The sequence below is a fragment of the Clostridia bacterium genome, assembly GCA_036654455.1.
Lineage (GTDB): Bacteria > Bacillota > Clostridia > Christensenellales > CAG-314 > JAVVRZ01.
Map to the genome: position 1 here is coordinate 38,888 of JAVVRZ010000005.1, position 7,753 is coordinate 46,640.

A 7,753-nucleotide genomic window follows, 5' to 3' on the forward strand; every position below is an offset into this window, starting at 1 on the left:
TATGAAAAAAACAAATAAAAAGAAAGGCTTTACCCTTGTAGAATTACTAATAGTTATTGTAATTATTGGTATACTTGCAGGAGTGCTTATTCCAACTATGTCCGGAGTAATTAAGCGAGCCCACATTAGCACTGTAACTAGCGCAATAGGCAACCTCAACACCACTCTGGCTACTCTTAGAGTAGAAGGTCTAACGCTAGAAGATATTAGCGAATACGGCGAAGTATCCGCTCCCAAACTTAGAAACGCCCTTATTAAAGAAGAAGCGGTAAACGCAGAACAACTAGATAAATTTAACGTAGCGTATAACAACGGTTATTCGGTATTCTTCGACTCTGCTACATTTACTTTTGTATTAAAGAGCCAAGAAGATATAATTGCAAATAACTCCTACGTTAAAGCTACAAATAATCCTTTTGGTCTACAAACAACTTACGCAGAAACAGTTTCCCAAGAACAAGACTACGCTTTTCCTCAAAACTCAATTATTAAAGGTATGACCTTTATGAACTATCTAAGTAAGGCCGACCGCTCTAATGCAGACGCTTTGCTAAATAGTTTAAGCATCTACCAAGATATTATGGCTGGCGAAAAAACAAGCGTAAACGATTATTTGCTTTCGCTTGCAGGTCTAAGCAAAAAAACTACGCAAATAGGCACAGCTGAGAATGCTTTGCTTATGCACGCTTTGTCTAGGGTGTTTATTGACGTAACAACTGAGGGCTTAAAAAAGCTAGATCCTTCTACTTTACTTTCTAGCTATAAGGACAAGCTAGCAATAGGTCAATTAGCGCAACTAGATAAGTTACCCGTGCTACCAACCCTACAAGCTATGTTAGACAACGGCGTTGCTAAGGCGTACGTTCTTCCCAGTAACATTTTTGAAGGTTATAGTGTCGATGCAAGTCTTTCCTTGACTATACCCGAGAACATAGTATTAAATGTTGGCGAAATAATAACTAGTATGGTAAACAATGCAGGTATTACTATGAATGTTACGCCAAGTACTAAGACAACAACTTCTGCTCCAAGTACAGACGGAACGGTTGCCTCAACGGCTATTGTAACAGTTGAGCAAGGCGGTATAACCGATACTACTAACTCTGTATTTGTGCAAGTAGCTACGGATACTTCAAAAGTAGTAACCGTAACCAACAATATTACTAATGGTATTCTAGTTTGTTTGGGAAAAGAATATTCCAAGGGTTCAACCTTTACAGTTCCCGTTGGCTCAAAGAATATCAGTGTAATAGTCAAGGGCGCAAACGGCTTCCGTCCCGAATTAATAACTGTTACTGGTCTAAAAAAGACAATGGTAGATAACCAATATTTGCTTGACACAGCTACCGTACAGACAATAACGGTTGGTGGCAATTTTACTATTCCATTTAACTCTACCTATGCGGTTAAACTAACGTCTAACTTAGAACACTGTATAACTGATTTAACTAAGTCGTCCTCGCTACTTAACGCTACTGGCGACCTAACCTTTACTGCAAGGGTAAGCAATATACCAGTGGATTTTAGGACGGTTAAATTATATCTAGCCGGACAGGACACCGGTATTACGACTACAATAGCAGGCGACGTATATACTTTTACTGTCAATTCGACTAATAGAACAACTATTGACAATATTATCTCTACTCTTACCTTAGACCGTAATCGTACTTTAAACTTTGTAATAGAAGTTTACGTAGATGTTAATGCAACTACCTTAGGAGATGTTACTACGGCGATTAACAACGGCAGTCTTAGTACAAATGGTTTGTTGTTTAAGCAAACAACCGACCTTACCGTAACTAACCCAATAGGTAACGAAGTGCACGCTTTTGCAGGTATCTTTGACGGCAAGGGCAAAAACACAACAATAAATATAACAAATACCAACCAACACGTGGGTATGTTTGCTTATGTTGGCGCAACCGCCGAAATAAAGAACGTTAATGTAACTTCCGCTATAATCAGTAATACTACAAAGGGTTCTAGCATCGGCGTAATAGCCGGTTACTCGCTAGGCAAAGTTACTAATTGTAACGTAACGGGAACAATTACAATTACAGCCGACGTTTCTTCAACTATCGGTTCAATAGTAGGCTCTCAAATAACTACGCTAGACAACTCAAATAACACCCTAACAAATTGCACTTGCAAGGCTACAATTACTATAACGAAGGGAACAGCAGTAACAAACTCTATTCCTCTTATAGGAAAGGAAATTAAAAAACCTTAACCTTAATTTCCTAGAAATAGCCGTAACTTAATTAATAACTATAATAAATCAATACAACAAAAAGCTATCTAATTTTTTAGATAGCTTTTTACTTACAAATTATAAATTACTTCTTTAATAATTTTTATTATTTGTCAGTCTAAAAAAAGCGTTTTATTCGATATTAATTTTTTAAATGTGCTATACTATAAGTATAGATAAGTCCACTACATATTAATCTTAGTATGCTAATATTAAATAAGTTAGTATGCGTTTAAAATTAACCTAATGGTTAAAAAAGTATAAATAAATTAAAATACAAATTTAAAGGAGATATATTATGAAAATAGCAGTTACGTATTCAAACGGCGAGGTATTTGGACATTTCGGTCACACTGAGGAATTTAAAATTTACGAAGTTGTAGATGGTAAAATCGTATCTAGTAGTATTGTAAAAGCTCTCGAAGGGGGACATAGCGCCCTCGCTAACTTGTTAAAGAGCAATAATATTGACGCATTAATTTGCGGAGGCATAGGCGGAGGGGCTAAAACTGCTCTTGCAGAATTAAATATTACGCTATATGGCGGAGTATCCGGAAGCGCCGATAGCGCCGTAGACGCTTTAATTGCAAATAATTTAGCATTTAACCCCGACATTACTTGCAATCACTTTAATTCTCACCATCAAGGCGAGGAACACCACTGTCACGGCGCAGACGAATGTAAAGGCTGTAAATAAGCATACAAACTTTGTAACTAATAACTTACGACAAATTAAAAAAGTTAGGCGGAATTTAATATAATTAGCATTTTTTTATTATTGTAGAAATTAATGCAAGCTACCCTTTGCGCTTTAAGCGATTAAAAATATATTGACATAGGAAAAATTAATAATGAATACCAAAGAATTAAAAGTTATTGTGGCGCTTTGCCCACAAAATCACCATTGCCCATCTTTAAAAGTGTGTCCGGTAGGTGCGCTGACACAAATTGGAAATAATGCGCCAACTGTAAACAAAGAAAAGTGTATTAAATGTGGCAAATGCGCAAGTTTTTGTCCCAAAAAAGCTCTTATACTTGAATAAACGGCGTGTAATGTCTTAAAGCCGAAATAAATAAAGTTAAATTAGCGAATAGAGTTGGACACAAAATTATTAATATTCGCAATTATAAATCTAAATTAGTAGGGGAAAAATGGAAGAACATAAACGACGCATACGCTATAAGGGCACGCACCCTCACATCTATCAAGAAAAATATAAAGAGCTAAACCCGACGCAATACGCTGACGAAATTGCAAAAACTATCGAAAAAGGTAAGACGCCGGCGGGTATGCACATACCAATTCTAGTCGATGAAATTTTGGAGTTTTTACATATTTCTTCGGGACAAGTTGGACTTGACGCAACCTTAGGTTATGGCGGACACAGTCAAAGAATGCTCGAAAGTTTGCAAGGTCGAGGTCATCTTTATGCAATCGATATAGACGGAATCGAACTTGAAAAGACAAAGTCAAGGCTAGCCGAGCTAGGCTATGGCGACGACGTATTGACGGTTAGCAAGCTAAATTTTTCTAATATTGACCAACTTAAACCGCAACAAAAGTTTGATTTTGTTCTTGCCGATTTAGGCGTTTCTTCTATGCAAATTGACAACCCCGAACGTGGTTTTACTTTTAAACACGATGGCAAGCTAGACTTGCGGTTAGATTCTTCAAGCGGACAAACGGCAAGCGAGCGACTTAAAGAACTTAACTATATGGATTTAGTAAGTATATTTACTCAAAACGCCGACGAACCTTACGCCGAGCAAATTGCTAAGGTTATTTTGCGGACTTTTAAAAAAGGCGGAGTCATAGATACTACACGACAACTTTATTCGGCGGTAGAAGAAGCCTTGTCTTTTTTACCAACTGCCGAACGCAAAGACACTATCAAAAAATCTTGTCAACGTGTCTTTCAAGCGTTAAGAATTGATATAAATAGCGAATTTGACGCATTGACTTCATTTCTTAATAAGTTACCAAGCGTTTTAAATGCTAATGGCAAGGTTGCTATACTTACATTTCATTCCGGCGAAGATAGACTGGTTAAAAAGGCATTTAAAATCGGGCTTAACGACGGCGTATATAGCCAAGTTGCTCGTGACGTAATTCGTCCAAGCATTGAAGAATGTAACAAAAATCCTCGTGCTCACTCCACAAAAATGCGGTGGGCGATTAAAAGCTAAAACCTAAATACTATTTAGTAAAGTTAGAGCTTTACTTCAAGTCCTAACAAGCCTTTAAAAATACTGTTATAATTATTCTATTACTAACATAGCGTTCGATTATATAGCATAGGGGGGGGGTATTCTTACACCCAGCTTTATGCTTGTTCTAACCAGTATTAACATAGAACAATTGCAACCGTTTATAGATTGATGTACATTTGCCCTTTTAATGATAAAATTAATCTTACAATAAGTTGCGGAATAAAAAGAATGACTGACGGCGAAACTTATGCCGACTTAATCAATATTTCAGGTAAAATGTTGCTTAATGCTAAACTTTCAGGTAAAAACAATGCTTAAATTTCTAAATAAATTGTAAAAACATCTACGCAGTTTGCATATAACAAATAAAATAGCTTAATCATATTTGATTAAGCTATTTTTTGTAAGTAATTATGGTTTTTTAAGCGTAGATAAATTAAAAATTCCACAACGCCGTTAGGCTTTCTTCAACTTCCCAACTCACAGAAATTTATCTTTCTTCAATTTGTAAAAAAATAATAAAAACTTGTTAAAAAACTCTTGACTTATAATTCTATAAAGTTTATACTTAAATAGTAATTAGGAATAGTTCTTATTCTTAAATTAATATTTAACAATTGAGGAGATTATCGTGACCAAGCAACGCAAAATTATCTATGATATTATTATGACTTCAACGCAACATCTAACGGCGGAGGAGATTTTTTTGCAGGCGCACAAGGCTATGCCTTCGATTGCTTTTGGTACGGTTTATCGCAATCTTGCTCTTATGGTAGAATGTGGCGATATCGGCAAAGTTGAGCTGGTTGGCGCTAGCGCAAGGTACGACCGCAGTTCAATTCCTCACGCTCACGCAAGGTGCGTTAAATGCGGTAGGCTTGACGACGTCGACCTAAACGATATCAAACCTTTAATAGAATGTAAGGTGCATAACTTAGTAAATTACCACCTTGATATCAACTATATTTGCGATAACTGTATTGACTAACAGCTTATGCTGTGGTAAATTAATCTAACACCTAACTATTACACTTAATAAAAATACATTATACAGGAGGAAAAAAATGAAAAAATATGTTTGTTCAATTTGTGGCTATGTCTACGACGAACAAAAGGAAGGGGTTAAATTTAGCGACTTGCCTTCAAGTTGGGTATGTCCGCTATGTGGAGCGCCCAAAAATGCTTTTGTCGAACAAGTAGCAACCTCTGCGTCAACTTCAAAGCAACAGCCGAAAGAACAAGCGCAACAGTTAAACGATAAGGAAAACGCCAAACTCAACGACAAGGAACTGACAAATGCCGAACTTAATGTTCTTTGCACAAATCTCGCCAAAGGTTGTGAAAAACAATATAGGGTAGAAGAAACAACTCTATTTAACGAAATTGCAAATTACTACAAACTTCATAGTCAACAATCAAACGGTAATGTTGATAATCTTTCGTCACAATTAAAATTTGACCTAAACGCTTACGCAACAGCTTTTGACGTTGCCAAAAATGACAAAGACAGGGGCGCATTAAGAGTGCTTACTTGGAGCGAAAAAGTGTCCAAAATTGCCGACTCTATTATTGCAAGATACAAAAAAGAAGGTACTGCGTTTCTTCAAAACACAAAAATTTTTGTTTGCGAAATATGCGGATTTATTTATTTAGGCGACGAAGCGCCTGATATTTGCCCAATTTGCAAAGTGCCAAAATTTAAAATTCACGAAGTGGGGAGGATATAACAATGACTGAAAATACAAAATTGTTTGCGGTTAGAAATTTAAGACTTTGTTCAAAAGATTGCTTATGTCTCTATGTTTGCCCAACGCACGCAACAGACACCGAAAACGGTCAAATTGACTGGAACAAATGTATCGGTTGCGGTATTTGCGCAAATGCTTGTCCTTCGGGCGCAATCTCTATGGTGCCTTACGAAATGCCACCTCAACAAGTCAAGACCGAAAAAGTTACAGCGTCGCTAAATTCTTTATTTAAAAGTAAGGTCAATCAAGAAAAAACAGCTGAAAATATCGCAAATAATGCCATTGACAAATTAGAAAAACAACTCTTTGAAGCAATAAAGCTGTCAAATCATATTATGGGCGAAGATATAGTAAGAGAGGCAGGCTACATGCTACCTCAAAGTGACAACGGAATTGCATTTTTACAAGACATTATCGCAAATAACCAAGATACAACTTTTCCAATTCATATAGCTGAAAAATTATTATACAAATTACAAAATAAAAAAGGAGATACACAAATGAACTATAAAGGAACAAAAACAGAACAAAATTTAAAAGACGCTTTTGCAGGCGAAAGTCAAGCCCGCAATAAATACACTTATTTTGCAGGAGTAGCCAAAAAAGAGGGCTTTGAGCAAATCGCCGACATCTTTACCCACACCGCAGACAACGAAAAGGAACACGCAAAACTATGGTTTAAAGAACTTAGCGGTTTAGGCAACACCGCCGAAAATCTTCTTCACGCAGCTGACGGCGAGAATTACGAATGGACAGATATGTACGAAAGGTTTGCAGTTGATGCCGAAAACGAGGGCTTTAAGGAACTTGCAATTAAATTTAGAGCGGTTGCGGTAATCGAAAAGGCGCACGAAGCTCGTTATAGAGCCTTACTCAAAAACGTAGATATGCAAACTGTCTTTGCTAAGAGCGAATTAACAATGTGGGAGTGTCGTAATTGCGGTCACCTAGTTATCGGTAAAGTTGCGCCTACTATTTGCCCAGTTTGCAATCACCCTCAAAGCTACTTCGAAGTAAGAAAAGAAAATTATTAATATTTATCAACTAATTTTTTAAATATTTAACTGTAAAAGCATTTATTTTAACTTAGTTTAACTTTTAAGGCGTTTACGCAAATTATTTAGCCGAGTATAGTTTACTCGGCTAAATTGTTATATTTATTTATTAAAAATTTATTAATTTTTTTCTAAAAACTATTGCTATTTTTTGTATTTTATTGTAACATAACAATAGAATGTTATATATACAGTAACTAGGAGTATCGTTTGACATCAATAAATATTATTTTTATATTATTTGGCGTAATTCTTGCAATAAATTTTTTATTGTGGGCTATCAAACGTACTAATTTTTTTGCCAAACAAGACGATGTTTTAAATGACGACCTAGCTGATTCAACTCATAAGGTTTCTAGTGTAAGTAGAATACCCCCCCCACAGGTAAATAACCATTCCTTTAACACTTTTTTAGTACTTTCCATAGTAGGTTTAGTATCTATATTTGTTTCGGTAAACTATGTAGAAGTTTCTAGTTTTATTAA

The 7,753-nt window shown here is 36.0% G+C and carries 8 protein-coding genes; all 8 read left to right on the forward strand.

The annotated features are described in order from the left end of the window. The first annotated feature begins 1 nt into the window (after position 1). A complete protein-coding gene (locus RR062_05285) occupies positions 2–2,233 on the forward strand; it encodes a prepilin-type N-terminal cleavage/methylation domain-containing protein (protein ID MEG2027120.1) in 2,232 nt (743 codons plus the stop codon). A gap of 319 nt (positions 2,234–2,552) precedes the next feature. After that, a complete protein-coding gene (locus RR062_05290) occupies positions 2,553–2,951 on the forward strand; it encodes a NifB/NifX family molybdenum-iron cluster-binding protein (protein MEG2027121.1) in 399 nt (132 codons plus the stop codon). Positions 2,952–3,105: 154 nt separating this feature from the next. Further along, positions 3,106–3,297 carry a 4Fe-4S binding protein gene (locus tag RR062_05295; protein MEG2027122.1) on the forward strand — a complete coding sequence of 64 codons (192 nt, stop codon included), beginning with the start codon at positions 3,106–3,108 and terminating at the stop codon, positions 3,295–3,297. A gap of 109 nt (positions 3,298–3,406) precedes the next feature. Beyond that, positions 3,407–4,441 (forward strand): 16S rRNA (cytosine(1402)-N(4))-methyltransferase RsmH, encoded by a 1,035-nt coding sequence (rsmH, locus tag RR062_05300; protein ID MEG2027123.1) that lies wholly within the window; start codon positions 3,407–3,409, stop codon positions 4,439–4,441. Between the two features lie 655 nt (positions 4,442–5,096). Beyond that, positions 5,097–5,453 carry a transcriptional repressor gene (locus tag RR062_05305; protein MEG2027124.1) on the forward strand — a complete coding sequence of 119 codons (357 nt, stop codon included), beginning with the start codon at positions 5,097–5,099 and terminating at the stop codon, positions 5,451–5,453. Positions 5,454–5,529: 76 nt separating this feature from the next. Next, entirely contained in the window at positions 5,530–6,192 is a 663-nt protein-coding gene (locus RR062_05310; GenBank protein ID MEG2027125.1) for a rubredoxin, read from the forward strand. Positions 6,193–6,194: 2 nt separating this feature from the next. Further along, a complete protein-coding gene (locus tag RR062_05315; GenBank protein MEG2027126.1) occupies positions 6,195–7,247 on the forward strand; it encodes a ferritin family protein in 1,053 nt (350 codons plus the stop codon). A gap of 231 nt (positions 7,248–7,478) precedes the next feature. Beyond that, on the forward strand, positions 7,479–7,753 hold a 275-nt coding region (locus RR062_05320; GenBank protein MEG2027127.1), incomplete at its 3' end, for a hypothetical protein.